Source organism: Clostridium folliculivorans (assembly GCF_024341905.1).
GTDB lineage: Bacteria > Bacillota > Clostridia > Clostridiales > Clostridiaceae > Clostridium_AR > Clostridium_AR folliculivorans.
In genome coordinates, this window is sequence record NZ_BQXY01000038.1 from 1 (window position 1) to 482 (window position 482).

At 39.8% G+C, this 482-nt stretch carries 1 rRNA gene; it reads left to right on the forward strand.

Going from position 1 to position 482, the window contains the following annotated elements:
- Window positions 1–388: 388 nt before the first annotated feature.
- Window positions 389–482 (forward strand): 23S ribosomal RNA (locus OCU55_RS23790); the annotation flags it as partial.

Genomic DNA, 482 nt, shown 5'->3' on the forward strand with positions numbered 1-482 from the left:
TTAATATACACGAATTCTGGTTAGAATATCTCTCTCTGTTTAATTTTGAGATACCAAGTATCTCTGATTGTTCTTTGAAAATTGCACATAAGTTAAAGTAAAGATATTTACTAATCTTTGTAATAATAACTGATAAGAATGCACGCTAGTATTCAAATCAGTGACTGAGTTTGTGAAAAATCTGCATATGACTATGTTTCTGAGCACTTAAGTGTGAACAGTACATATATAAGTCAAACGCAGAATTTGTGTAACAAATTCGGAGTGGCATTAGAATCAAGCAATACGAGGAAGCGACCGAACGAGCCGCGGAGCTTGCTTAAAGCAAGTGAGCAGCGCAGTGACCGAGCTGACGAAGTAGTGCGCCGATTATAATGACACGACATTAGGTCAAGCTACAAAGGGCGCATGGTGAATGCCTTGGCATCAAGAGCCGAAGAAGGACGTGACAAGCTGCGATAAGCTTTGGGTAGGCGCAAATA